This window comes from Clostridium sp., from assembly GCF_036569345.1.
GTDB lineage: Bacteria > Bacillota > Clostridia > Clostridiales > Clostridiaceae > Clostridium_AD.
This window is the reverse complement of record NZ_DATCQT010000162.1, coordinates 15,904-42,671: the sequence shown is the minus strand read 5'-3', so window position 1 is coordinate 42,671 and position 26,768 is coordinate 15,904. Positions and strand designations below refer to the sequence as shown.

At 31.5% G+C, this 26,768-nt stretch carries 25 protein-coding genes and 2 pseudogenes; 18 read left to right on the top strand and 9 right to left on the bottom strand.

Annotated elements, in window-relative coordinates; genetic code table 11:
* Both VIM70_RS16180 and VIM70_RS16175 read left to right on the top strand, forming a co-directional pair.
* Window positions 1-271 (top strand): annotated as a pseudogene (locus VIM70_RS16180) (gluconate transporter); the annotation flags it as partial.
* 130 nt (window positions 272-401) lie between these two features.
* The gene (locus tag VIM70_RS16175) at window positions 402-1,220 is read left to right on the top strand and encodes an HAD family hydrolase (RefSeq protein WP_331946809.1); all 819 of its coding nucleotides are present in this window, start codon (window positions 402-404) and stop codon (window positions 1,218-1,220) included.
* 99 nt (window positions 1,221-1,319) lie between these two features.
* Here the strand turns inward: VIM70_RS16175 and VIM70_RS16170 are convergent, their stop codons facing one another.
* Window positions 1,320-2,351, bottom strand: coding sequence for a YjgB family protein (locus tag VIM70_RS16170; RefSeq protein WP_331946808.1), 1,032 nt, complete (start codon window positions 2,349-2,351; stop codon window positions 1,320-1,322).
* Window positions 2,352-2,564: 213 nt separating this feature from the next.
* Between VIM70_RS16170 and VIM70_RS16165 the strand changes: the two genes are divergently transcribed.
* From VIM70_RS16165 to VIM70_RS16145, 5 genes are all read left to right on the top strand, one after another.
* Window positions 2,565-3,302 (top strand): MBL fold metallo-hydrolase, encoded by a 738-nt coding sequence (locus VIM70_RS16165; RefSeq protein WP_331946807.1) that lies wholly within the window; start codon window positions 2,565-2,567, stop codon window positions 3,300-3,302.
* Window positions 3,303-3,423: 121 nt separating this feature from the next.
* Window positions 3,424-3,744, top strand: a complete 321-nt coding sequence (locus tag VIM70_RS16160) for a YbjQ family protein (RefSeq protein WP_331946806.1) — start codon at window positions 3,424-3,426, stop codon at window positions 3,742-3,744.
* Between the two features lie 5 nt (window positions 3,745-3,749).
* Window positions 3,750-4,343, top strand: a complete 594-nt coding sequence (locus tag VIM70_RS16155) for a hypothetical protein (RefSeq protein ID WP_331946805.1) — start codon at window positions 3,750-3,752, stop codon at window positions 4,341-4,343.
* Between the two features lie 391 nt (window positions 4,344-4,734).
* Window positions 4,735-5,649, top strand: a complete 915-nt coding sequence (locus tag VIM70_RS16150; RefSeq protein WP_331946804.1) for an ATP-binding cassette domain-containing protein — start codon at window positions 4,735-4,737, stop codon at window positions 5,647-5,649.
* Between the two features lie 7 nt (window positions 5,650-5,656).
* Complete coding sequence (locus VIM70_RS16145) at window positions 5,657-6,493, top strand: ABC transporter permease (RefSeq protein WP_331946803.1); 837 nt, start codon at window positions 5,657-5,659, stop codon at window positions 6,491-6,493.
* Between the two features lie 291 nt (window positions 6,494-6,784).
* Here VIM70_RS16145 and VIM70_RS16140 read toward each other — a convergent pair whose 3' ends face one another.
* On the bottom strand, window positions 6,785-7,237 hold the full coding sequence (locus VIM70_RS16140; RefSeq protein WP_331946802.1) for a helix-turn-helix transcriptional regulator: 453 nt from the start codon (window positions 7,235-7,237) through the stop codon (window positions 6,785-6,787).
* A gap of 378 nt (window positions 7,238-7,615) precedes the next feature.
* On the opposite strand from VIM70_RS16140, the gene VIM70_RS16135 reads away from it, so the two are divergent.
* Window positions 7,616-8,299 (top strand): ice-binding family protein, encoded by a 684-nt coding sequence (locus tag VIM70_RS16135; protein ID WP_331946801.1) that lies wholly within the window; start codon window positions 7,616-7,618, stop codon window positions 8,297-8,299.
* A 198-nt stretch (window positions 8,300-8,497) separates the two neighbouring features.
* A complete protein-coding gene (locus tag VIM70_RS16130) occupies window positions 8,498-9,604 on the top strand; it encodes a right-handed parallel beta-helix repeat-containing protein (protein WP_331946800.1) in 1,107 nt (368 codons plus the stop codon).
* 360 nt (window positions 9,605-9,964) lie between these two features.
* Here the strand turns inward: VIM70_RS16130 and VIM70_RS16125 are convergent, their stop codons facing one another.
* Complete coding sequence (locus tag VIM70_RS16125; protein WP_331946799.1) at window positions 9,965-10,993, bottom strand: epoxyqueuosine reductase; 1,029 nt, start codon at window positions 10,991-10,993, stop codon at window positions 9,965-9,967.
* A gap of 221 nt (window positions 10,994-11,214) precedes the next feature.
* On the opposite strand from VIM70_RS16125, the gene VIM70_RS16120 reads away from it, so the two are divergent.
* Window positions 11,215-12,930, top strand: coding sequence for an oleate hydratase (locus VIM70_RS16120; protein WP_331946810.1), 1,716 nt, complete (start codon window positions 11,215-11,217; stop codon window positions 12,928-12,930).
* A 108-nt stretch (window positions 12,931-13,038) separates the two neighbouring features.
* Here VIM70_RS16120 and dhaS read toward each other — a convergent pair whose 3' ends face one another.
* Complete coding sequence (gene dhaS, locus VIM70_RS16115; RefSeq protein ID WP_331946798.1) at window positions 13,039-13,593, bottom strand: dihydroxyacetone kinase transcriptional activator DhaS; 555 nt, start codon at window positions 13,591-13,593, stop codon at window positions 13,039-13,041.
* 459 nt (window positions 13,594-14,052) lie between these two features.
* Between dhaS and VIM70_RS16110 the strand changes: the two genes are divergently transcribed.
* Both VIM70_RS16110 and VIM70_RS16105 read left to right on the top strand, forming a co-directional pair.
* Window positions 14,053-15,009 (top strand): ABC transporter substrate-binding protein, encoded by a 957-nt coding sequence (locus VIM70_RS16110; protein ID WP_331946796.1) that lies wholly within the window; start codon window positions 14,053-14,055, stop codon window positions 15,007-15,009.
* A gap of 40 nt (window positions 15,010-15,049) precedes the next feature.
* Window positions 15,050-16,975, top strand: a complete 1,926-nt coding sequence (locus tag VIM70_RS16105; protein ID WP_331946795.1) for a U32 family peptidase — start codon at window positions 15,050-15,052, stop codon at window positions 16,973-16,975.
* 85 nt (window positions 16,976-17,060) lie between these two features.
* Here VIM70_RS16105 and VIM70_RS16100 read toward each other — a convergent pair whose 3' ends face one another.
* The 3 genes from VIM70_RS16100 to VIM70_RS16090 all read right to left on the bottom strand — a co-directional run bounded on the left by VIM70_RS16100 (window position 17,061) and on the right by VIM70_RS16090 (window position 19,930).
* A complete protein-coding gene (locus tag VIM70_RS16100; protein WP_331946794.1) occupies window positions 17,061-17,399 on the bottom strand; it encodes a hypothetical protein in 339 nt (112 codons plus the stop codon).
* Window positions 17,400-17,598: 199 nt separating this feature from the next.
* Window positions 17,599-19,341, bottom strand: coding sequence for a methyl-accepting chemotaxis protein (locus VIM70_RS16095; RefSeq protein WP_331946793.1), 1,743 nt, complete (start codon window positions 19,339-19,341; stop codon window positions 17,599-17,601).
* A 217-nt stretch (window positions 19,342-19,558) separates the two neighbouring features.
* Window positions 19,559-19,930: a pyridoxamine 5'-phosphate oxidase family protein gene (locus VIM70_RS16090; protein WP_331946792.1), complete on the bottom strand. Its 372-nt coding sequence runs from the start codon at window positions 19,928-19,930 to the stop codon at window positions 19,559-19,561.
* Window positions 19,931-20,135: 205 nt separating this feature from the next.
* Between VIM70_RS16090 and VIM70_RS16085 the strand changes: the two are divergent.
* The 3 genes and pseudogenes from VIM70_RS16085 to VIM70_RS16075 all read left to right on the top strand — a co-directional run.
* A pseudogene (locus tag VIM70_RS16085) lies at window positions 20,136-20,279 on the top strand (GntR family transcriptional regulator); the annotation flags it as partial.
* Between the two features lie 30 nt (window positions 20,280-20,309).
* Window positions 20,310-20,984 (top strand): PLP-dependent aminotransferase family protein, encoded by a 675-nt coding sequence (locus tag VIM70_RS16080; protein ID WP_331946791.1) that lies wholly within the window; start codon window positions 20,310-20,312, stop codon window positions 20,982-20,984.
* 48 nt (window positions 20,985-21,032) lie between these two features.
* A complete protein-coding gene (locus VIM70_RS16075; protein ID WP_331946790.1) occupies window positions 21,033-21,476 on the top strand; it encodes a hypothetical protein in 444 nt (147 codons plus the stop codon).
* Window positions 21,477-21,545: 69 nt separating this feature from the next.
* Here the strand turns inward: VIM70_RS16075 and VIM70_RS16070 are convergent, their stop codons facing one another.
* Entirely contained in the window at window positions 21,546-21,893 is a 348-nt protein-coding gene (locus VIM70_RS16070) for a YmaF family protein (protein ID WP_331946789.1), read from the bottom strand.
* A gap of 305 nt (window positions 21,894-22,198) precedes the next feature.
* Between VIM70_RS16070 and VIM70_RS16065 the strand changes: the two genes are divergently transcribed.
* Window positions 22,199-23,068 (top strand): N-acetylmuramoyl-L-alanine amidase, encoded by an 870-nt coding sequence (locus tag VIM70_RS16065; protein WP_331946788.1) that lies wholly within the window; start codon window positions 22,199-22,201, stop codon window positions 23,066-23,068.
* A 76-nt stretch (window positions 23,069-23,144) separates the two neighbouring features.
* On the opposite strand, the gene VIM70_RS16060 is transcribed toward VIM70_RS16065, so the two are convergent.
* Entirely contained in the window at window positions 23,145-24,656 is a 1,512-nt protein-coding gene (locus tag VIM70_RS16060; RefSeq protein WP_331946787.1) for an FGGY-family carbohydrate kinase, read from the bottom strand.
* 396 nt (window positions 24,657-25,052) lie between these two features.
* On the opposite strand from VIM70_RS16060, the gene VIM70_RS16055 reads away from it, so the two are divergent.
* Entirely contained in the window at window positions 25,053-25,892 is an 840-nt protein-coding gene (locus VIM70_RS16055; RefSeq protein WP_331946786.1) for an MCP four helix bundle domain-containing protein, read from the top strand.
* Between the two features lie 64 nt (window positions 25,893-25,956).
* Complete coding sequence (locus VIM70_RS16050) at window positions 25,957-26,757, top strand: methyl-accepting chemotaxis protein (protein WP_331946785.1); 801 nt, start codon at window positions 25,957-25,959, stop codon at window positions 26,755-26,757.
* The last annotated feature ends 11 nt before the right edge of the window (window positions 26,758-26,768 follow it).

Below are 26,768 nucleotides of genomic sequence, written 5' to 3'. Positions count from 1 at the left end.
TCTTGGTTCTGCTACTGTAGCAGGTATGACAGCAGCAGGTATTGCAGGACCACTTATAGGAATTACTGGTGTAAGTCCAGAGCTTATGGTTATTGCAACAGGAGCAGGAAGCTTAATATTCTCACATGTTAACGATGCAGGTTTCTGGATATTTAAAGAGTATTTTAACATTACAATAGGTAAAACACTAAAAACATGGACAGTAATGGTTACGATTATTTCATTCATAGGACTAGCTGGTGTACTAATTCTAAATACGTTTATAGCATAATTGAATAATTGGTGTATATAGTTGAAATAAACTGTATACACCAATTATTTTTCATGAGGTATATGATATAATTAAAACTATTAAATTTAAAATAAAGTAATAATTGAAGATATAAAAGGAGAAGGTACAAATGCTTAAATATAAATGGTGTGTATGTGATATGGATGGAACATTGTTAAATTCAGATGATGTCATATCAAAGGAAAATGAAACAGCCTTAAAAAAACTTCAACAAAGTGGATTAGAAGTAATTATTGCTTCAGGAAGAGTTGATCTAATGTTAAAGCCTTTTATAAAACAGTTAGATTTAAAAGGATATGTTATATCTTGTAATGGTGGCTTAATTAGAGATATAGAAACAGGAGAAATACTTTATTCAAAGGTGATGGATAAAGTCAGCGTAAAAGAAATAATAACTTATTGTTTTGAGTATAATATAGATTTTCTAATATATACTACTGATGTTGTTTTGTCTAATAAAAATAACCCTAGGGCCGTTAAATTTGAAAATCTTAATGAAGTGCTACCAAAGAATTTACAAGTACCTATTAAGTATGTAGATAATAAAATAATAGAAAATATTAATGACATAAATGCTTTGAAAATTTTATTAGTATGTAGTGATCAAAAACATGTAAAATCTTTAGAAGAACATTTTTTAAGTTCTGATAAGCTTACAGCATTGAGTTCCATGAGTGGACTTCTGGATATAATGGCTTTAGATATATCTAAAGGTAATGCACTAAAAATATTATCAGAGAAGTTAGAGGTAGACCTAAATCAGGTTATTGCTTTTGGGGATAATTATAATGATATAGATATGCTTCAATGTGTTGGCATGCCCATAGCAATGGGAAATTCCGTAGAGGAACTTAAACTACATGCAAAGCATATAACTAGGTCAAATGATGAGTCTGGCATAGCATATGCAATAAATAATTTAATATAGGTTGTAGTTGAAGTACCCTATAAAGTAGAAATAAAACTACTTTATAGGGTACTTTGTTTTTTCATTACTATTTAAATAACGTCTATCCTCAACATGTCACTAGTACCCCTTTGGATAAACAATATTATAATGATCCATCGATGGATTAGGTGTGTTGGTTGTGGATATTGGGAAGACCATTTCAATTTTAAACCCGGGTCCTTCCTCGCACCCTATAATTTCTTGACCCTTGTATTTTATATCGGACGTAGGAGTTCCCAAAACTTTTTTAACTTTGGAGAGGGTTATGTTTATAAATTGACTACTAGAAAGTGATCTAACTTCAAATATTTGTCCCGACTTATTAAAGCCAAATACCACATTATATTTAGAAAAGGTAGCATAGGTGCCTTTAGATGCTATAATGTCAGTTTGATTAGGTTGCCCCAAGGATTGCTCGACGGCTTTAATAGTTGTTGTTTTCACTGGGAAGGAAGAGTTAATGACCTTGCCCTGCTTAGCTAATTGTATAATTTTTAGCAGTAGTGCTGTAGATTTATCGATAGCACTAGTTGCCTTCAAAGGTTTGTTTTTAAAAATCTGTTCTACTTCTTCATATCCCAATGGGTATGCAAAATTGTAACGTGCAGGAAGAGCAAAAACATAGTTGCTATTTCGTCCAAGCTCACTTGGTCCGATAGGTGCAGCACTAACAGACAATTTTTCCTGCTGAATTAACTCCCATTGAGGAATAGTGAATACCATAATGGGTATATCTTGTCGTGGTTTTATAGAAGACCATTTAGGGTGTCTGATAGAATACATCAGACCGGTCTCAATAATATTACCGGATTTTATATCTAAGCCCTTCCATTTGCCAGTGATAATTGAATAATCTTTCCAACTCTTGGGTAATGAAAAATTAAAACCATATTCGGTATTTTTGTACACAATTAAGTTGGCAACAACAGGTGATGATGAGGTAGAATTACTTGTGCCATTGCTCTGTTGACTGGTATTAGTGTTGCTGGTTTGATTCTTACCAGTGTCCGCTTTGGTGAGTGGAGTGTTCTTTGAACACCCTACGACAAGTGTCAAGGCAAGAACGGCTATAGTACATTTTATGATTGATTTTTTAAATGAAAATATCATAATAATCCTCCCTGCAAATATATCATAACTATAGATTACATTCTAAGGGCATGTCTTGTCAATTTCAAATAATTTAAGTACCGTGAAATAAAGGGTTTTGTTTTATTTTATAGAATAAAGATTGTTATCAATTATTTTAAAAGGAAGAAGAAGTAAAATAAAATAGTAAATATAATATCTATTATAGAGAAAGCGCAAGGAGGTATTTATTAAATGAAAATAGCAAATGGAGTTGAAATGCTTGAGATATCGTCTAGTATTATGGGAAATTCAAGTGTCATTAATCCAACCTTGATTTGGGATAAAGATATAGTAATTCTAGTAGATGCTGGATTCCCTGGACAATTACCTCAAATACGTGAGGCAATTGAGAAAGCAGGCGTAGTTTTTGATAAACTAAACATGGTGATTCTTACTCATCATGATATTGATCATATTGGAAGTTTATCAGCTATTCTAAAAGAAATTTCTGATAATGTTATTGTACTTGCCCATGAAGAAGAAAAACCATATATAACTGGCGAGAAAGTTCCACTTAAGGTAGCGAAGCTTGAAGCTAATCTGGTTTCATTGCCTGAGAAAATGAAAGTAATGTATGAAAAAATTAAAGTTGCTTTTCAAAACTGTAAAGTTAACGTAGATAAAACGCTAATTGATGATGAACTCCCATATTGTGGAGGAATCAAGGTCATTTTTACTCCAGGGCATACTCTTGGACATATATGCTTATATCATAGGCAGAGTAAAACGCTCATAGCTGGAGATATTTTGCACGTTGAGGGTGGGAAGCTTATAAAAGCAGATCCTTCTACTAATTTTGATACAGACATTAGTATAAAATCTTTAAAAAAATTAACAGAATATGATATAGAAACAGTAATTTGTTATCATGGTGGTCTATATAACGAAAATGCTAACCAAAGAATTGTAGAATTATCAAAAGAAAGATAATAAAATAATGAACTTTTTATATTATCTTTCGTTAAATCAATGTAATATAAATTAATTTAATCTTTAGAAGTATATTGCATATAATAAATATAAGAGATTTTTATTTAGGGAGGTAAATAAAATGATAATAGTTACCACTGAAAACATTACTGGATACAATGTAAAAGAAGTAAAAGGTCAAGTTTTTGGATTAGTCGTAAGAAGCAGGGGTCTTGGCGGTACCTTGATGGCTAGCTTAAGAAGTTTAGTCGGTGGAGAAATCCACGAATATACATCTATGCTTGAAGATGCTCGTAAACAAGCAATCGACCGTTTGGTCGTAAATGCAGCTGCTATGGGTGCCAATGCAATTGTAATGATGAGATTTGATTCGAGTGAAATTGGACAAACCATGAGTGAAGTATTAGCCTATGGTACTGCTGTAGTAATTGATAAGGATTAAAGACTATGGGGAAATTTGTTAGTTTCTATATTCTTGTCCAGATTTGCTTAGTTATTTTCGCTATAATAGCCTTTGTAATTTGGGATAAGAGGTATAGAAAGAATCATGGATTGGATGTTCCGGAAGGATTTGAGAAAACCCAGGAGATAACTATAGACCCAAGTGATGGAAGAAGGCTCAGGGTTTATTACAATAGTAAAACTGGCGAAAGATTTTATCACGAAGAAAAAAATAATATCCCAATGCTAGCGAAATTGGAACAGCTTGCACCCACTCAAATTCAAATTAGCTACGACAGAGATGTAGATGTTATGAAAGGAATGAAACCGACTAATTACTGGATCAAGGATACAATGAATGTTATCCCTCAAGGTATCGCTACGCTTGGTAGAAATGATAGCGTGAATGCTGGAAATTCACTTACAGGTAGCAAGGTTAGAATAGATTCCAAAAATGGCTCAGCAAAAACATTTATATTAACTTTCAATCGAGCAATTCCTAGTGGAGCAGAGTATATGCTAATAATTTGTTATGTAACAGTTAAAGGAGCTCCTCCTTACAGTGGTGATAATGGAAAGGCTACTTTTATTGGTAAATAATGAATATTAAAGACAAAAAACAGAATCAAAAGCTGATTCTGTTTTTTATATTTTAAAGTTATAATTACTCCAAAAAGTTCGCGTACAAATACTTTTTCCTTAAATACAATGTTTGATACAGGTCTACTAAATTTATAACTAAAGTAGCATAAAATTAAATATTAAGTTATTCTATGGAAACAAGCGATAATACGAGGTTAGAGTGTCTAGTCTATTGGGTAAGGGGCATACTTATTATTAAATAAGTTGTATTCAGGTAAATTATCGGTATAATTTTACATAGGAAAGCTGATCACGTAAGCGAAACAAACTTCACTTACGTGATCTACAGCGTGGTCACGACTATAGCGTGGTCACGAAAATTTAGATAACAGTTGAAAGGAGTGATACCATGAGAAACATAATAGAAGTTAAGGATTTTGTAAAGAAATATGATAAATTTACAGCAGTGGACAATGTTTCATTTGAAGTAGAAGAAGGTAGTATTTTTGCATTCTTAGGCCCAAATGGAGCAGGTAAAAGCACAACTATAAATACATTGTGTACAATATTTGATAAGACCTCAGGAACCCTGACCATTGACGGAAAAGACGTTTCGAAAGAAAAGGATGCAGTTAGAAGTGTTATTGGGGTTGTTTTTCAGGAACCGACATTAGATAATAAAATGACTGTTCTAGAAAATTTAATTATGCATTGCCATTTTTATAGTATTCCCAAAAGTGAATCAGGCGAGCGTATCCAATTTGTTTTAAATTTAGTGGATTTACTGGATTGGAAAAAATCAATGGTAAGCAGTCTGTCCGGTGGGATGAAACGGCGTGTGGAAATAGCCAGAGCATTGCTGCACTACCCAAAAGTATTGTTCTTAGATGAGCCAACCACAGGTCTTGACCCTCAAACAAGGGCTCACATGTGGGAATATATTGTAAAGCTACAAAAGGAGAAGAATATTACCATTTTTCTAACAACACATTATATGGAAGAGGCCGAGATTTGCAGTAAAGTTGCAATTATGGATGCCGGTAAAATTGTTGCAATAGACACTCCTTATCATTTGAAACAGCAATATACAAAGGATAAAGCAAATATTACAACCCTAGATGAGCAAGGTCTGGAGGTACTGCTAGACGCGGCAGGGTTTAAATACATGAAAAAAACAGGTTATTACTCAGTTGAAGTTAATGATTTAGCAAAACTTATGGAGATAATAAGTGAGCATAAAGCAGAGATAACAGATTTGGAAATTAAAAAAGGCACATTGAATGATGTATTTTTAGAAATTACGGGAAAAGATATAAGAAAGTGAGGGATTTATGGATATTATAGTAGCTTTATGGTTTAGAAACATTAAAATTTTTGCTAGGAATCGTGTTCAGCTTATTTTTACGATTATCATGCCATTCTTTTTTTTATTTGTATTTAGTTCAGTATTTAAAAATCAAAATATTGAAAATCCAGTAAACTATATGTTGGCAGGTATTGTGATAACCACCGTCTTCCAAACTGCCCTTACCGTTGCCACAAGTACAATTGAAGATATTGTTTCGGGGTTTATGAAGGAAGTTCTTGTAAGCCCAGTTAAACGAATCCAGATTGCTGCAGGTCAGCTATTATCAGCAGCAACAATAGCAACTTTGCAGGGTATTATTATTTTATTCATTGGTTATTTTATAGGACTTAAGTTTACATCATGGATAACACCATTTGAGGTAATCGCTGTTATGATTGTGGTTGGACTTGTATTTTCCGGGCTTGGATTGTTTATAGCAACTCTGGTTAAGAATTCACAAACATTTCAAGTTGTAATAACGGCAATTACAATGCCCCTTACATTTCTTTGTGGCGCATATATACCGCTTTCAATGTTACCAAAAGTATTGCAATATATTGCTTATCTTAATCCCATGACATATACAACAGCGTTTTTTAGAACCATCATACTGGAAAAGACGTCTTTAACAACGAATCAATTGATTACAGAACAGCTTGCTTTTAAAATAGGAAGTTTTATAATTACGCCGGTTATAAGCATGGTGATTGTAATCATATTTGGGATTATATTTTTATTATTATCAACTTATGTTTTCTCAAGGGTGGATTTTTCAAGAATTAATCGATCAAAAAGTAAAGAAGCTGATATATTTAGTTAGAAATAATAGAGCAAGGTTAGAGTTGCAAAATGATAAATATTGTGAGCATATAAAATATTAATAAAAAATTAAATAGTATAAGAAAAAGCTGTGAAGGGTTACTTCACAGTTTTTATTATTAAAGTAAAGGGGGACTTCGCTTTAATCATTAATCAATCTATAATAATATAATAACATAGAATTGTGTAGATATAATGAAGAAGGTATGTAATATCCGTCAACATTAAAATAATATCCTTATTACGAAATTACAATAACTCAAATTTGTATTTTAAATTTACCGAGAAAGTATCATTTGATACCTTTAAAAATATCTATAGCATAATTATAATTGATAAAAGCTTTATTATAATCCTTTTTATTAAAAGAAAGCTCACCCAGTTTACTATATGCCATAGCTTTAACCTTTAATAAATTAAACTTATTTGTTATTTCAATAATTTCTTCAATATCTTCATCTTTATTTATTTCTTTAAGTTTTTTCAAACAATATAATTCTGCATCCTCACATGGAGAACGTAATAAAAAGTTACTATCTATTTTTAATTCAATATTAAGTATTTTCGCCTTTTGTTCAAATTTATTATATATTTTTATAGCGACATTATTACTTATTTCTCTTTTACCTATCTCGATCATACTAATGAGTCCTCTAGTGAGATTTTCATCAACTAAGTCCTCTTGTTTCATTTTTAAATATTTTCTTAAATTTTTTAGCTTTTCCCCATTGGTTAAAAATTTCATTTTTGACTCCTATCAATGTTAAATATGTCTTTACATACATGTAACATTTTTAACAATATTATGTTGCATTGTTTTTTTAAAAGATGTAACATAAGATTATAAATGATAAGTAGCAATCTTATGATGCATATATATGCATTCTCAACTAAAACTCTCACACAAGAGGACAACCAACATCACTTATAAAACCTACCTAAAGATTAGCGTTTCCACTCTAAACTAACGTTATACATTAATACAAATATTTATATGATTTAATTCTAATTAAGTTTTTTACGTTTAATGTAATTTTACCATAATACAGTTAAAAAATACAATTTAATAGGAGGATTAAATAAATTTATGAAAATACTTAAATTTAAAATGATACTTACTGAGATGCGATTCAAATTTTTATTACTAATGCCATTACTGTTAGCTATGGTGGCAATACCAACAACAAGTGTAGTAGCCCAACCGCGAGTTAAAGTTGGAACAACCTACAATTTTGCAGTTTTAGCTGGAACGACAATTACTAATACCGGAACTACCTCAATTGATGGAAGCGTAGGTCTGTTTCCAGGTACTGCGTTCACGGGGCAAGAGAGTGCAACAGTAAACGGTGATAAGCAATTAGCTAAGGCAGCAGCACTTAAGGCTAAAAATGACCTTATAACTGCATATGACGATGCCGATGAAAGAGTAAATGTAACTCGCATTCCTACTGAGCTTGGTGGTACTACACTTACTCCTGGCACTTACGATTCAGCTTCAGGCACTTTCGAAATAACCGGCAATTTAACGCTGGACGCACAAGGCGATCCCAATGCCGTTTTTATATTTAAGACCGCCTCAACGCTTGTAACGGCATCTGGTAGTAGTGTTACCCCAATTCATAGTTCACAGACGTGTCAAGCTTTTTGGAAGGTTGGAAGCTCAGCAACACTCGGAACAAACTCTTCTATAGTGGGACATATTGTAGCACTTACATCAATTACAGCGAATACCGGTGCGAAGGTTCGAGGACAGTTGCTGGCACGGAATGGTGCGGTTACTCTAGACACCAATACAATAACAAAATAGATAGCAACATAATAATGGGTTATGCATATGCAATCCACTTAGATGCTCTAGCAACTTGTGGAGTATAGATGATGGTCTGATTGTCTAGTCTACGACTTAAAGGAGTGAATTAAAATTTTAAAATATAATCTTAAAAAAGGGATATCTGCGATAGTTATATTATTTTTTTTAACAAATATTAGTCCCTTTGTAACTATTGTGAAGGCTTCTACTCTAGAAGCTTTAACTTCTACAACTTCTAATTCTACTATAATAGATGCTGGAAAATATAACTTGGATGTAACGGGGGTATCAGATACCTCAGTACAATTTCAAAAAATGGTGGATTCTCTGCCTAGTGGCAGTACACTAATACTACCAAAAGGTATATATAAATTTTCGAGTAGCGTTATATTAAAAGACGGCATAAAATTAATTGCCTATAATAATAATGTAAAAATTAAAGGCATAGGTTATAACACCTTATTTTGGACTGGTAATGATAACACCTTCCAAGGGATAGAGTTTCAAAATTGCGCAACAGCAATAAACGTATTATATAAAAAAGGACTTAACGTTATAAGTTGCGGTTTCATAAATAATATTACTTATGCAGCAATTAATCTTTATGGAGCGAGTAATTGCTATGTTAAATATTCATATTTTTACGATTTACACAAATTTGGGGTTTTAATTGATAAAGATAGTTCTAATATTACAATAGACTATAATAATTTTGAAAATGCTAAAGTTTTTGATGGCAATAACAACACACAAATAGGTGGTCATATTTACTGCATGAATGGAACAAAAATCTCTGTTATAAACAATATTTTAAAAAACAGCGGTGGGCAAGGTGTAATCTTCGGTTATAATTCAACAACGGGCAAAGGTACGACTAATTCAGTAGTAAGCAATAATAAATGTGAAGGCAATGGCCGGGAAGGCATTATAATCTATGGTGGCAGCAATAAGCTTAGCAGTGGGAATTCTATTATTAATAACACAAGTAAAAATAATAGACTAGATCAAATAGAAGTTAGGCAGTCCGATAATAATATTGTTAAGAATAACATTGTGGATGAATCAATAAAAAATTATAGAAATTTGGCAGCAATATGTTTATTTGATACGACGGGCACAACTGTCACAAGTAATAAGGTATTGTCCGCGCAAAGTAATGGTATTGCTATAATTGCAGGTACTTCAAATTGCGATATATCATCTAATAATATTACTGATACAAATAGACAAAATGATATTAATAAACCCGAGAGTGGTAATGGAATATTACTTGACTGGTCTGGAGTAGCTGATCCTATATAACAATTACCAATAATACAATTAGCTCAAATAATGGAATTATAGCTAAAAGTGGTATTTATTCAACTTCGAATACCAATCATTATAACAAAATAGATAGTAAAATAATAACAGGTTATAAATATGCAGTCCACTTATATGCTCTAGCTACTTGTGAAAAAGAATAAAATACATTTTTGTTAGATTAAATTAAGTGAACATCATTAAAAATTTAAGAATTGATACAAAGTAAAAATACTGCACTAAGGGTGAGCCCAGTGCAGTATTATTCTTGTTAGTTATTATTTTAAAAAAGGAATGGTATTTAAATTATAGACTATTTTGAGAATTTTATTCACTGTAGCGAAACCTATTCCAATTAATTTATATTTTCAATCTTTTAATTGCCCACTCAGCCATTTCTCTTACCTTTTCATTGCTGTCATTACATGAATCATAAATATATTTTTTATATTGTCCTTTGTATTCATTTACCATTGAGTTGATGGCATTGGTTTTAAATTTCCAAACATCTAGTTTCTTTATATACCAAAACTTAGGTTGCATTTCCTGTTCTAAAAAGTCATAGTCCATTTCAAGAATTTTTTCTAGAGATATTTGCTTACTCAATTCATTTAAAGCTGGAAATTCTTCTGTTGCATTCCAGCAATTTTTATTCATTGGGCAAATATCCTGACACGCATCACACCCGAAAACCCAACTTCCCATTTGTGTATTATATTTTTCATGAGGTAAATCTCTCCCTTCGAAGGTTGTAAGGCAAGAGATACATGATGAGTAATTCATAGTGAAAGGCTCTGATAAAGAAGATGTTGGGCATGATTTAATGCACAAATCACAGTTTTTAGGACACTCTTTTAGCGTTGGAATTTCTATGGATTCCAACTCCTTGTCAATTAGCCATGCTTCCCAATGTACCCATGAACCTGATTCAGTATAAAAGAAATTATTTTTTCGAACTATTCCAAGTCCAGCTTTTAATGCTGCCCAACGCAATGCAGTGATACCAAATTTCCGCTCAGTTTTCGTTTTAAGTCCTAATTCTTGAATATATTTTTCAAATTTAAAACTATCTTTGAAGCCTTTAGATTGTTTATCTGTTCTACTATCAAATAAATAATATTTGGCAATTAATCCTTTTAGGTGCTCTGGAACATGATATTTTCCGTATTGTCTTACACATATAACAATGGATTTTGCCCAAGGATATACATCCTGTAAATGAACAAAACGGTAAAAACCTTCGTATTGAGACTTTACTTTTGGATTATTCTTTATTTTTTCATTAATCTTTTCCTCATAACCAGACATATCAGATATTTTAATAATACCGCATTTTTCATATCCCATATTCAGTGCTGCACTTTTAATTTGTTCAGACAATGAATTCATTTATTTAACACTCCTCGTATATTTTATTTTAACTTTTAGAGTGTATATATGCCAAATCAATAGTACAAGATGAATAATTTTTTGTCAATAGGTAAAATCGCTAAAAATTATTTAGACAGTATAAGACATATGTATGTTTTTCAGACTGTTTGGCAAATTTGATTGTAGGATATTCTTCTGTTTGGATTTATATTAAACCTATAGCAAGTGTTTGCAGAAGCATGCAAGTGATTGCAGAAGCATGCAAGTGGAATAATTTTTCAAACGGAGGGTTTAAAATGAGATTTAATTTTGATCAAACTATTGATGTAGAAAAAACAAATGCTTATATGGTTGGTGCTGGAATCGCATCACTTTCTGCTGCGGTATTTTTAATTAGAGATGGACATGTACCAGGAAAAAACATTCATATATATGAAGAATTAAACATCACAGGTGGCAGCATGGATGGAAATGGTAATCCTGAGAATGGTTATGTAATCCGTGGTGGAAGAATGTTTGATAGGGAGGCTTATGCATGTACTTTTGGAATAATGGAAAGTATTCCTTCATTAACTGATCCTAAAGTTTCAATACTTGATGAATTTAATGCTTTTAATAAAAAAATTCATACCCATGCGAAAGCTAGATTAATAGATAATGATGCTAAAATCACTGATGTATCAACTTTGGGACTTGTTCGAGCTGATAGAATGGCGTTAATGGATATACTAATTAACTCTGAAGATTCTTTGGGAACGAAAACTATTAGGGAGTGTTTCGAAGAAGCATTTTTTAAAACAAATTTCTGGCTACAGTGGACTACACTCTTTGCATTTGAGACTTGGCACAGTGCTAAAGAACTTAAGAGATATCTTCATAGATTTATCCAAGAATTACCACGTTTAAAAGATTTATCTGGGATACGTCGTACACCATACAATCAATATGATTCAATGTTATTACCTATGACAAAATGGTTAGAATCACAAGGTGTTAATTTTGAATTAGATTGCAGAGTAACTGATTTAGAATTTAAACCATCAGATACTGAAACTACAGTTACTGCATTCAAATGCATAAAAAATGGAGAAGAAACCAGAATAGAGCTTGACCAGGGAGATTTTGCTTTTGCTACTATCGGTTCTTTAACAGCTGGTACAAGCCTTGGCTCAATGAATACTGCAGCTAAGATTAATGACAAACATGTAGGAGGAGCGTGGGATCTTTGGGAGAAAATCGCAAAGGGGCGTCCTGAATTTGGAAATCCAAAGGTTTTTGATGAACGTGTTGAAGAATCAATGTGGGAATCCTTTACAGTTACTCTTAAAGACCCAACAATGTATAAGAGAATAATAGAATACTCAGGTAATCAACCAGGAACTGGGGCTCATATGACATTTAGAGATTCTGCATGGCTCATGACAATAGTTCTGCATAATCAACCACATTTTCTTAGTCAACCTGATAATATAGAAATTATATGGGGGTACTCTTTGTTCCCATACGCAAAAGGTGATTTTATAAAGAAGAGGATGGTAGATTGTACTGGTGAGGAAATATTATCTGAGGTAATATATCACCTAAACTTCAAAGAAGATATGGAGAAGATTATTAAGACATCTATTTGTATACCATGTATATTGCCTTTTACAACAGCACAATTTTTAACTCGGGCAAAGGGTGATAGACCACAAGTTATTCCAGAAGGTTCAACTAATTTAGCATTACTTGGACAATTCTGTGAAATAGAAGATGATGTAGTATTTACTATGGATTATTCTGTAAGAAGTGCACAAATTGCCGTTTATAAATTCCTAAATTTAAATAAAAGGCTTACCCCTATTTATAAAGGACAACATGATGTTCGCGTGCTAATTAATTCTGCAATGGAACTTATGAAGGATGATAACCTAAGTGAAGAAATAAACGCACTCAAATATATGCTACTTAAATAAGTTATAATATTGCAACTTCGAAGAAGCTGATTAATAGCTTCGAAGAAAGCTAATTAATAGGGCGGGCCTCCATTTGTTTATTCAAACAAATTTGGAAGACCGTCCTTATTAATATCTAGATAAAGCACCAATCATACTGCCGTAAGCGACATTTTCCATCTTTTCTACCATGATTTGTGGTGAGTCTTTCATGCCGGTTTTAATCCACTGAACAATTACGCCCACAAAAGCATGGGTATAAAAATCCGCAATAAATTTTTTATCAACATCAGGAATATTTCTGCCAAAGGATAAGTCATTAACAACGCCCATAATAAGCTCACAACTAAATTCAAAGAAATATCCATCAAAAGAATTTTGACCAGGTGTGTTAAGAGCATTAATATAAAATGAATTATTCTCCATTAAATAGCACAAGGTCCTATACATGCCATCAGTCCAATTGTCATAATGTCTACAGTTAGCAATGCATTCAGTTACTTCAGTGTGATAAATCCAATTCACAAGGTTGAATTTATCTTTAAAATGATAATAAAATGTTTGTCTATTAAGTTTACAGTTGTCAACAATGTTTTGAATAGAAACTTTTGATAAAGGAATTGTTTTCATTAACTGCTTTAGGGATAAGGCAAGAGCCTTTTCTGTTATTGTGGATTCAGACATAATAATCACCTACAAACTTATTTTTATAGTGATTATACACTAAAGATATGGATTTTATGTAAATGCTTATTTTCGTTAATTTATAATTTTCATGATTATGTTGTAAAATATGAAAAAGTATTGGGATAAGAGCTACTATTTTTTTATGCGTATTTTAAAGGATAGTTATGGAAATTTGTCGAATTCTATTAGTAGATATAAATTATATAATGCTTATTAGAGAAAGTTTTAAGTCATAAGTTTGCAGTTAAGAATATAGCTGTTAATTTAATCAAAAAAATAGTTGTATGAATTAAATTAACAAAATAGAATATTAATGACCAAAACGTTTTTTTATTGGTATTACCAAGGCTAATGTGATAAAATTTTAACGAAATTGAAAATAAATAATCATCGACGTTCAATTTAGTTTCAAGAAATTTACATAAGAATGAAAAAAATTATCATTGGGGGTATATTATGAAAAAAAATCTTTTAGCAGTCTTATTAGTAGTAATCATGAGTATAAGTGTTGTTGGTTGTTCTAGCAATGCAAAGAAAGAGACAAGCCCGAGTCCTGTAGCATTGAAAACGCTTACTGTTGGTGTTATGCCGGATTTGGACTCGCTTCCACTCATTATAGCAAGTCACAATGGATATTTTAAGCAGGAAGGTCTAGATGTCAAATTAGAGCATTTTAAAAGTGCATCAGATAGGGACGCAGCACTACAAACCGGTAAAATTAATGGAGCAATATCTGATATGCTTTCTGTAGTATTTTTTACTGACAATAAATTTGACGTGAAGATCACATCAAAAACAGAAGGTAGCTTTAAGTTGATCGCTGGAAAGAATTCCAATGTAACTAAAGTCGACCAATCTGCTGGAAAATCAATTGGGATTTCTAAAAATACTATTATTGAATACTTAACAGATAGAATTATGGAAAGTGCAAAAATAGATATTAACTCACCAAAAAAAATTGCTATTCCACAGATACCTACTAGACTTGAGATGTTAACAAATGGAAAATTAGATATGGCTACATTACCAGAACCTCTTGCAAGTTCTGCGATTGCAGCTGGTGGCAAGGTTTTGAGCAGTTCTGATAAACTAGGTATAAACCCTGGTGTAATGTTATTCACAAAGGATGCAATATCCTCAAAACCTGAAGAGATAAAAGCATTTTATAGAGCGTATAATAAAGCTGTTGAATATTTGAAAAAAGAAAAGTCTGCAACCTATATTGATTTTGTTATTAAAGATGCTGGATTCCCGCCTACTGTTAAAAATACACTAGTTGTTACAAACTATTCAGTGGCTTCTATGTCGTCAGAAAAAGAGTTACAGGAAGTTATAACATGGCTTAAAGCAAAAAAACTGACTACTAATAGCTATACATTAAAAGATTTATCAAATAGTTCATTTATAAAATAATATTACATGATGTTAAAATATAAAAGAAAGGTGTCTTAATATGAGTAGATTTTTTAATAACAAAGAAATTGAGTTATTAGCGCCTGCGGGAACTTTTGAAATTTTTGAAAAGGTTATTCGAAGCGGTGCAGATGCTGTATATTTAGGTGGCAAAAAATTAAATATGCGGTTGCACAGGAAGGATTTTAACTTATCAAATGAAGAAGTTGAAAAAGCAATCGCTATTGCTCATTCCTTAAACAAAAAAGTTTATATAACAGTAAACAATCTTTTAAGTAAGGAAGATATAAAAGATGCTGAGGAATATCTAAAATTCTTAGAAAAAGTTCAGCCAGATGGTTTAATTATTCAAAATATTAGTATATTAGAATTAATCAATAGTTTAAAGCTAAATTTAATTCTCCACTCATCTGTAATGATGAATGTCCACAACCTAGAAACTATTAAAGCCCTTAGAGAATGTGGAATTACTAGAATTGTTGCGTCAAGGGACATGGATTTGCAAACCATAAAAAATCTCCATAACCAAACTGACATGGAATTTGAATGTTTTGTTCATGGAGATATGTGTATTTCCCACGGTGGTCATTGCTTGTATAGCGGGTTACTCTTGGGGAAGAGTGGTAATAGGGGACTTTGCATGAAGCCATGTCGATGGCATTATACAACAAAAAAAGATGGACATGTTTATCCAACAGAATTTCCAATGGCTTGTAAAGATATGTATATGTATGAGCATCTACCTGAGATGATTGAAGCAGGTGTCGTATCTTTTAAAATAGAGGGAAGAATGAGAGATGCAGATTTTCTAGTTACAATGATTAATTACTATAGCGATGCTATAGATAGATATATTGATGATCCTATTTGTTATGACAGAAAAAAAGAGGCACAAACTATTTATGAAGATCGGAAGAGAGATTTATCTACCTGTAGTGCATTTGGAAGACCAGGTCTCTCATATATAAATAGGCGATTTGAAGGTAATGATAACAAAGGTTTTGGTAAAGTTTTTAGTAATCCTATAAAAGAAACTGAAATTAGAAAAAATAGGATTGGAGAGATAAAGAATCTTCTAAATGTAACACCTTCATTAGCACAGAAACCTAAGTTAAGTGTAAAAGTAGATTCCTGCGCACAAGCTATGGTCGCATTAAAGGTGGGAGTAGACGCAATTTATTTATCTGGAGAAGTTTTTGAGCCAAATCACCCTTTTAGCAAAGTTGAAATACTTAAATTAACAGGTGACAAGAAAAATACTAAGATTTATCTTGGTTTTCCAAAAATGATGTTTGAAGAGGATTTTTCAAAATACAGTCACTTACTTAAGGAAAACAACTTAGGTTTAGATGGTTTAATAGTAACCAATTTAGGAGCTATTCATAAATATAAATCTTTAGGACTTGAGCTTATTGGAGATTACACTTTAAACATTTATAATTATAAAGCTGCAAGTTTTTATGAAAAGCAAGGTTTATCCATTGCTACTCTTTCCGTGGAGACACCAGTGCTAGATGCTATGGATGTCATCACTAAATCGCCAATTCCTATTGAAATTTTAGTTCATGGTACTCCAACCGTTATGTATATGAGTCATGATTTATATGAGAATACAAAAGTCTTAGAACCTACCAGTAGTGAAGATAATTCTTACGTTCCTAACAATGTATTAGTTTTAGTTGATGAAAAAGAAAATGAACACCCAGTATATCGAGATAACTACGGCAGAAATCATATGACGTTTTATAAAGAGCTTTGTTATCTTCCTTTTTTGAAAGAGCTTAATGATATAGGCGTAACTCATTTTAGAATTGATGGTTGCCACTATGATATAAGTAAGCTAGAAAAAGTTTTAAGAATTTACAAAGAAGCTATTAATGATTTAAGTAAATGTGAGGAGTTATTTGATTCTCTAGATCATAGCGGTAGTGGATTTACTCTTGGAGGTTTTCAATTTAATAAATAAATTAAAAGTAAAAACTTTCATTTTTTATTAACATGAGAATGATGTAATGAAAAAAGAATTCCATTGTGGAATTCTTTTTTTTAGCTTATGATATTTTTCTTTTAATTTCAGAATTACTGTAATTATATCTCTCTACTAATTTTATCCCCTTTGAATCAATGTGTATTTTATCTCCGAAAATCATAGCTACATTATTATTATATTTAGAGTTAACATTTCCAACTTTTAAAAAGGCTTCTTTTTCTTCATATTTTACAAAACCTAATCTTTTTAATTTTTCTAAATAAAAAGCAAATTCTTGTTGCCGACCTTTTTTATCTTCCTCTGTTAATCTATAATTTTCAATTTCAAACGCCATTCCTGGTAACATATCAGCGTCGTAAATGTCAATTAGCATCTCGCTTTCTAATATATTCAATTCCATATATCCATCTCCCTTTTATGTAATATAAAATAGTATGTTAGGTATTCTACATATAAAGGTAAAATCCTAATCTCAACATATTTAATTATACCACAAATAATTTCAAAATTTTGTAAAATTGTGTTTTATTTAACAATAATCATTTTACAAATTTCTGCAATTTTCTTTAAGCAAACAGATTTTATTTTGAATATTTATTTTACAACTTAAACTTTTGAACCATAACATTAAGTTTCTCGGCGAGGATTGCTTGATTTTGAGAAGCTTTTGTTATTTCTTGAATTGCCATAACGGATTCATTAACACTTGATAATATTTCCTCTGTTCTAGCAACTGATTCCTCAGCTGTAGCAGATACGTTTTCAATTGCTTTATGAATTTCTGATACAGTTTCATTGACTATATTCATAGAAGCCCCAATTCCTGCGGATAGCTTATTAAATACTACAGCATCCTCACCGTATTGCTTACCTGTATCTACAAACAAATCATAATCAGGTTTAACTTTATTATCAATAAAACTCAATACATCATGAGCGTTGCTGGAAAGATTTTGGAATGCTTGTTCAACTTTAAGTGTTACCTCTTGAATACTTTGAACTGTATTAGATGAATCTTCAGCTAATTTTCTAACTTCATCAGCAACCACAGCGAAACCCTTACCATGTTCTCCTGCTCTTGCTGCTTCAATAGCTGCATTAAGTGCGAGAAGATTTGTTTGACTTGCTATATTTCCTATTTCATCTGCCATTATTTTAACTTGACTAACGACCTTGCCTTCTGCTATAGCTTTTAGTATACTTTCTTGCTTTTCCAAATATAATTTATTTGCGCTATTAGCATTATTTTCAGCATTTATTTTAACTATGTTTGCTTTTAACTCTATATCATTTGAAATGCTAATTCCATTATTTGCGCTTAAAGTCACATCAGCTACATTAACTGCAATACTTTCTGTGGTTGCAGTAACTTCCTGCGTTGTAGCACTTAACAGCTCTGCGCCTAAGGATACTTGTCTTACTGATTCATTGACAATCTCCATTTTTGCTGATATTTCCTGAGTTGTAGCAGATAGTTCTTCACTGGTACCGCTAATATCTTTAGCACTTTCTGATATTTCTATAATTAATGTTTTTAAGTTTGTTACAGCTTTATTTATTGCTTTAGCCAAACTTCCAATCTCACTTTTATTATCTATTTCAACAGTTTTTGATAAATCATTTTCTCCAAGAGCTTCAGCTACAGATACAACTTTTTTTATTTGCATCGAAATTCCTAAAGCAATTATTAAACCGAGTGTAATAGCAACAAATAATCCTAGAACAATTATTACAATAATTTTAAGATAAACCTCACTATATGATGATTGACTCTCATCATAATCAATTTTCAGCATATCTGTAGTTAATTTTAATAGTTTATCTTGAACTATAAACATATCATTTGTAACATTAGTGAAACCATGCAATAGTGTATTTGCTTCGGCATAGTTACCTTCATCAACTTGTTTAATTAATTCATTTCTGGAATTACGATAAATCACAAGTGAATTCTCGAATTTTGTAAATTGTTGGTTAGCCTGTTGCATAGTTTGTTGCCTTTCATCTACATCGGTTATAATCGTAGTTTTCTTGTAGGCCACAATTAAAACATCATTTTTATTTGTTAAACTTACAATAGCGTCTTTATTTTTTTGTAGATCGTTTTTATTCTTTGGATCAAGAATTAATAATACATCGCCTCTAACATTCAATAAATTTGAGTTAATTTTATCAATAGTATTAGCAGCTACCATATCATTATTATAGATAAGTTTAAGATCGTTGTTAATATCATTCATGTTAAACTGCCCAACAAACCCGACAATACCTATAAACAATGCAACTAAGATAAATGCTGGTACTAGTTTTTGAACCATTTTTAAGTTATTAAACCACTTCATAGATCTTCCCCCCGAAAAATAAACAATTATGTATAATCTTATATAAGATTATACTATTATTAACTTTTATACAATATATTTATTGCAATGAATATGTTAAGAAATGTTATTGTTTGTTATAATAAAATAAAACTATTAAAATTAAAACAGTAGAGTTGATTATAAATATCAACTCTACTGTTTTAGTTGCCCAATATGTATTATCGCTGTTCATTACTTAAAGTGTTTGCTTTGCTGATGTAACTGTTATTTCTAACACTCTATTAAGGAATGAAAATTTTTCTTTCATCATATCAAATTCTGAACCAGATTTGATGAATTTTGCAGTTCCTTCAATTAAAAAACCAGTTCCCAAAGATCTATAGCCCATAACCTCTTTAGTACCTATAGTCAACTTAACCTTATTATTTTGTTCTATGTTTTTTTGAGTTTTTATCATTCCAGCAGCTGGTATTAATAATCTACCATCCTCAGTAGCATTAACATATGAATTCCAAGTATTAACTACATGTGATTCGTTATTAGCACAAGTAACGATAGCAACGACTCCTTCATATGAAATAACTTCAAGTAATTTTTCATTTAACATTTAAATTCCTCCTCGTTTGAAAGTCCTTTCTATATATTGACCTTTCAATAAAATAATTATACAATTAAATTGGAATCATTAAAAGTGCCAATTTTGTTTAGTTTATAGGATACAGTTACGAGAGGGTGATATTAATATGATTATAGTAGACTGTGATTTAAGTATTCCTCTGTATTTGCAAATTTATTAACAGCTAAAGGTAGAAATAATTTCAGAGAAATTTTCACAAGGTAATAAGCTTACTTCAACTCGGGCCCTGGCAACAACATTAAATGTCAGTAGAAATACAGTTGAAAGTGCATATCTTCAACTTTGCTCAGAAGGATATATTGAAAGCAAAGTAGGTAGTGGGTTTTTTGTTTTAAAATTAGATACCTTGATGATATCAAAACTAAAGAGGGATAGATTTAATAATTTCAAGGAATATACAGAAAAATCACCAGAAGTAAATTATTATACCTATAAATATAATTTTATATATGGAAATATAAGTGCTCCTAATTTTCCTTTACGTATATGGCGTAAAATTTCAAACCAATGTTTAGCAGCACTAACTGCTCAAGATATGGCTTCATATAGTGACAATAAAGGTGAACGGAACTTGCAAATAGAAATTATGAAATATTTAAATAAATCAAGAGGCTTTTCTTGTAATCCTGAGCAAGTTATTATCTCCACAGGGCTTGAATACTGTTTAAGCTTGTTATGCCAACTATTTAGAAAGGATTTTGAGCAAATAGCATTGGAGGACCCAGGGCACTATGGTGCACGTAATATTTTTATTAGGTATAAAGTTATTCCAATTAATTTAGAAGCAGATGGGATAGATCTTAATCAATTGGAGAATAGCGAGGCTAAAATAATATATATAACACCTTCACATCAATTTCCAACTGGGTCAGTAATGCCAATTCAAAAGAGATTAAAGCTATTAGATTGGGCTATGAGAAAAAATGGAATTATAATTGAGGATGATTATGACAGTGAACTTCGATATAATTCCAGGCCTATTCCATCAATACAAAGTATAGCTACAAAAGAAAATGTTGTATAAATAGGTACATTTTCAAAAGCTTTGTCACCTAGCCTGCGTATGAATTATATGGTATTACCAGAAGAATGGTTAGAAAGATATGGTAAAGTTTTTAGCACATATCAAACGCCTGTTCCATTAATTCAACAAAAGGTAATTCAACAATTTATGTATCTGGGACACTTTGAAAGCCATTTACGAAAAATATGTTTAGCAAATAAAAGAAAACATGATATATTAATTCATACAATTAATGAAGTAATGGGTGATAAAGTAATTATTCATGGTAAAAATGCTGGCTTGCATATTTTATTGGAATTTAAAAATGGATTAAGTGAAGATGAGATTATAATAAGAGCTAAAAATTGTGGTGTATTAGTTAATCCTGTATCAATATTTTGGATGAGGTCTGATAAATATTCTAATAATATGATTATGCTTGGGTTTGGAGAGATACCCGAAAACGATATTGTTCAAGGGATAAAGATACTTAATGATGTTTGGTTTACTTAGACAATATAAACTAATATTTAAAAGAAGGCACTGCCTTTACAGCAATGCCTTAATCCAACTACATTTACATTAAGCCTCTTCTTCAAATATTGGAGCATTTATAAGCGTGGCAAATATTAATTCATGGTAATGGTCATCAACAACATTAGTTTCAGCTTCTACAAAATGGACATGTCTACCATCACCTACAGGTATTGGTAGACCTGTAACTGCTTCAAATTCATGAAAGTGATCAAAAAAATCTGTTCTTGACTTAACTTTATGAACATGTCCACCTTCAACGGGTATTGCAGGACCGGATACTCCAGCAAATCTATGATTATGAGCATCATCGCTACCTAATTCAGCTAATCTGACACTTCCTAAGAATTCATGGTCGTGAAACTGCTTTTCTTTTTTACAACAATCCTTTGACATTAACATCTCTCCTTATCCTTCGACAGTTTATAATATGAGGATTAATAGAAAGTGATACTTTTTATTGCGTTACGTAAAATAAAGGACTCGCTGTGAAGCGGGTTCTTTTAGGTTAATATTAATAAATTTCATGACATTTATGAAAAATTAATTATATTATTTAGGTAAAAAAATGCTTAAAAATAGAGAAAAGATGATATAGTTAAAGTAAGTTAAAACAATAAAAATATATTATGGGGTAAAGAAAGAAGTGAGCAAGCAATAATAGTAGTTATTATTTGTGGAAAAAATTCAGGGGGATTAAAATGTTGAAAAAGAAAAATTTTATATTAGTTTTTGTGCTTCTAGTTGTAATTGGTGGTGCATTATATGGTACAAACTATACCACAAAAAAACAACAAAAGGAATTAGCACAAGTTATAAAAGTGAAACAAGAAGAGTCAAAAGCAAAGATATATGCAGCTACAAAAGCGATATTAACGACAAAAACTCTTGCAGAGAAAAAAGCATTGGTTAGAATTGAGAAAAAAAAGAAAAATACGAGTGAAAATTCTCAGAAGATTATTGTTATAGATCCAGGACATGGTAGTGTTACTAGCAGCAAAACAGAGCATCGAGATCCAGTTTCAAGTATAATGAAAATAATTGAACCAGGTGGTGGGCAGGGTATTAATACAAAAACTCCTGAATACGTGGTCAATATGGCAGTAGCACTTAAACTTAAAAGTTTGTTGCAAGCAAAGGGATATAAGGTAGAAATGACTAAAACACAGAATAGCGTACTTATGGGAAGTAAGGAAAGAGCTGCAATCGGGAATGCAGCTCATGCAGCTTTAGTTATTAGAATTCATGCGGATGGAAATAATAATTTATCTGTTAATGGAGCATCAATGCTTGTACCTGCAGATGCTAAATATACAGATGATATATATAAAGTAAGTAAAAAATATGGGCAAATAGTTTTTAATAATTTGATTAAAGATGTTGGGATGAACAATAGAGGTGTTGTGGAAAGAAGTGATATGACGGGCTTCAATTGGTCTGATGTTCCTGTTATTTTGGTGGAAATGGGTTTTCAATCTAACGCACGAGAAGACAAGTTACTTACAACTGGTTCTTACCAGGAGAAGTTAGCGCAGGGATTGGCAGATGGAATTAATCAAGCATTAAAGTAAAAGTTATTTTTTATTAATTAAACTTGTTTAAAAAACCATGCCATTCAAATTTGAATAGCATGGTTTTTTTATAAAATTAGTGGCCCAATTTTTTTAATATATCCTTTTGAAGTCTATATTGATTTCTATATATTTTTGAATTATTGCTGTTTGGACTATATGTATTAGTAATTTTCAAATTACTGCTAAGTGCATGTGTTAAATCCTTTATAGCGCCGGTTGCATATGCAGCTATAATAGAATTTGTCAGCATAGCGCCACCTGAAATTTCTAATGTTATTGTCTCACTTTTCATAACGTCTGCTTTTATTTGATTCCACAGATCATCGCGGCTACCACCCTCGGTAATGGTAATTCTGTTTATTTCGATACCAGCTTTTCGATAAGTATCTGTGATTTCCATATAATCATAGGCAATTGCCTCAAGAACTGCTCTCCATAAAACAAACTGGTCTGTATCCAAAGTCATGTTCATAAAACAACCTTTGACGTTTGAAAATTCACCATATCCGCCTGTTAAGTACGGCAAAAAGAGCACATCATTACATCCCGGGGCAACTTTTGTTGCTTCTTTGCTTAATAACTTATAATAACTATCATCATCGGATTTTTGACAAATGTTATCCTTAAACCAACGCAATGATAGACCACCCGTTCTGACAAATCCCCAGTAAAAATAAGTATTTTCCAAAGTACCGCTATTGAAAATTAGTCCGCTTCCTTTTTTACTCAGTTCCGGAATAACGCCATTTGTAGAAACACAGAACATAGAGCATGTTCCAGCAACATCCACGGCCTTATTTGCTTCAAAGATTCCACTTCCTAGTATGGACTGCATTGTGTCACCTGCACCTGCACAAATCGGAATACCCACCGGGCATCCAGTTTCATTTGATACTTCTTGTGATAAAGTTCCAATAATATCCCAAGGCTTTACAATTTTAGGAAGATAATTTTTATTGATTCCTAATATTAGAAGCTGCTCATCAGACCATTCCTTTTCGAATACATGGTATCCAAGACCCCAGCCAGACATTGCCCCCCAGTCAATAAAAGCATCATTGCTATCTAAGCCTGCAAGATTTAGTAGAATATAAGGGGCATTGTGAACAAATTTTTTTCCTCTTTCTTGAAAATTTTTATCATTGGCAAGCAACCATCTTGCATGTAATGCGGGGAACATGCAGCTTGGCTCCGCATTTCCCGTTTCTTTTCCCCAAATGTCCAGATCCAATTTTTTAAGTAATTCAACGTCACTTTGTGTTCTTGAATCTAAATAGTTTATATAAGGTGTGATTGCTTTTCCGCTCTCGTCTATACCGACAATTCCGCAGATAATCCCATCGCCCATAATTGCTTTAATTAAAGTAGGATCGATTCCCTGTTTTTTTAATTGCTGGATGCACTGTCTAATGCCTAGCTTTGTAAGCGATAAATATTCATTAGCATCCATCTCAACCCATCCTGGATGGGGATATTTAAGGGTTGTCTGATTTGATGAATTTGCCATACATTTCATATTTTCATTGTATACAGCCACTTTTACACTTTGTGTTCCGGCATCAAAACTAAGATAATAGTGTTCCATATTTTACATCTCCTTTGAAGTTAGTTCATTATTATTTAAAAATTAATAGTAATTGCTACTACAGTTGCCTACTAAAATTATACTCTAAATTTACGCAATATTTTACTAATATCATTAACTTTATGAAAACCATATCATATTTCTTATATTATTGTATCTTCAGCCTAACCCATAGTTGAGTAATTACAAAATCATATCAACTTTTTTTGTAAAGTATAAGTTTTTTAAGACGATATTATAACTATAACTTTACATTTAGTGATTGTAATTGTGAAGTTACTAATAAATTAGTTATTGAAGATGAAAATAGTTTATTCATATTCTATAATTTTAAAATCCTATTTAGTAAATTGATGTTGTCTTAATTTAAATAATTTTGGGGGGAATAAATACATAATGAGAAAATTAAAAATATATCAATCATTTATATTAGTTATATTTATAGGGATAATTGCATTATTTATAGTAAGCTTTAGAGGAATAAGCGAGATTAAATTTGTAAAAGGACAAGAGGCTATAATATATCATGACAAATTAATACCAATTAAGGATATATCAAGTGTTAAATCTGAGTATTTATTATTGAGATTAAATTATACTAAAGTAATGGATTCTGGTTACACTGTGGAATTAGATAAACTAGTAAAAGACTCAATTAGTAGACTAAACACAAACTTAAGCTCATATTCTAAGGCAAACATGGAGGAAGCCGATGAGATAAAACAATTAGCGGATTTAAAAGGATTAATAAATAATTATGAAGTAGCAATAACTAAATTGGTTAGTGAAAGCAATACAACTAACAAGTATGCAGTAGCCGAAAGAGATAGTGCAAGGGTTATTGGAGAAAATTTATTAATTAAGTGTGATGATATATTAAAATCGGATTTAGCATCTGCATCAGATATGGACACACAAATTGACAGTATAGTAACGAAGGATATAGTTAATTTTATAATAATTTCTATAATTTCTGCTTTAGTTTTAATTGCAATTTTTGTGTTAACATTAAGAAGATTGAAGTATGAACTCAAAGAAATTAAAAGATATTGTGAGGTAATAGATGGTGGTGATTTAACTGGTAAATTCAAAGAAAAAATGATTAGCTCTGAGAATGAGTTAGGTGGAATTGCAAAAATGATAAATTCAATGAATGAATCTTTTAGAGCAATTATTCAAAAAATAAGTGAGGAGTCATCCAACATAAAAGATTTTACGGAAAAAACAAAAAAATAGCATTGTAGAGCTGAATATAAATATAGAAACTATATCTGCAAATACAGAGGAATTAGCAGCAAATATGGAAGAAACTGCGGCATCTTCTGATGAAATGCATAATGGTTCTTTAGAGATTGAGAAAGCTATAAGTTCAATCGCAGTTAGTTCACAAGAAGGTTCCATTAAAGCCGTAGTGATAAGTAAGAGAGCAATAGCAATAAAACGTAGTATGGGTACATCACAAACCAAAACTATGAGTTTATTGGCAGATACAGAGAAGGAATTAAAAATAGCAATAGAAAATTCTAAGGTTGTATCAGAGATAAATAATTTAACAGATTCAATAATGAAGATAACAGAACAAACTAATTTACTAGCGTTAAATGCGGCAATTGAAGCGGCTAGGGCGGGAGAAGCTGGAAGAGGATTTTCAGTTGTTGCAGATGAAGTAAGAAATTTGGCAGAAGAATCTAAGAACACTGTATTTAAAATACAGGATATAACTACAAAGGTTACTAAGTCAGTTATGGATTTATCAATCAGTTCAAACAAGTTATTAGAGTTTGTATCAAAAGGTGTTTATACTGATTATAGAAAAATGTTGACAGTTGCAGATGCTTACAGTACGGACAGTCATTTCGTAGATGGTTTGGTATCAGATTTTAGTGCAACCTCAGAACAATTATTAGCCTCTATACAAGAGATTATAACTGTTGTTGACACTGTAGCACAAGCCTCTAATCAAGGAGCAAAGGGAACAACAGATATAGCACAAAAAATAGGTGATATAACTTTAGGGTCAGATGAGGTATTAAAATGGACATTAAAATCGAATGAAAGTTCTGATAGATTAAAAGATGTAATATCTAAGTTTAAACTGTAAAAATCAGATAT